1 protein-coding gene is annotated in these 527 nt (G+C 50.3%); it reads right to left on the bottom strand.

Translation table 11 applies throughout. The features are described from left to right. A partial coding sequence (locus OOT00_RS16140) for a 2-oxoacid:acceptor oxidoreductase family protein (RefSeq protein WP_265426450.1) occupies window positions 1-527 on the bottom strand: 527 nt, incomplete at both ends.

Here is a 527-nt window from a genome sequence, read left to right as displayed (position 1 = left end):
TTGCCGTAGGTTTTGGCAATATCTTTTTTGAGAAGGTCAATGGCCTCCTCAAAGGGCAGTACGCCGGAAAGTTTGAAGAAGGCGGTCTGCATGACCATGTTGATGCGGTTGCCAAGGCCCACTTCCGAGGCGATTTTTACGGCATCAATGGTGTAGACCCTGATGTTTTTCTTTGCAATGGTGCGGCGCATGTCCGCAGGCAGTTCCTTTTCCAGCTCTTCGGCTGTCCAGTGGGTGTTGAGCAGGAAGGTGCCGCCTTCCATAATGCCATCCAGGACATCATACAGCTGTACATAATTGGCTTTATGTACGGCCACAAAGTCCGGGGTGTTAACAAGATAGGTAGACTTGATGGGGGTTTTGCCAAAACGCAGATGGCTGACGGTGATGCCACCGGATTTTTTGGAGTCATAGGAAAAGTATGCCTGAGCAAAAAGATCCGTATGGTCACCAATGATCTTGATGGCGGTTTTGTTGGCACCCACCGTACCATCGGAACCAAGTCCGTAGAATTTGCAGCGGACCGT

The organism is Desulfobotulus pelophilus (assembly GCF_026155325.1).
Taxonomy (GTDB): Bacteria; Desulfobacterota; Desulfobacteria; order Desulfobacterales; family ASO4-4; genus Desulfobotulus; species Desulfobotulus pelophilus.
Note: the sequence above shows the minus strand (reverse complement) of the source record. Positions and strands in the feature narration are given on the sequence as shown.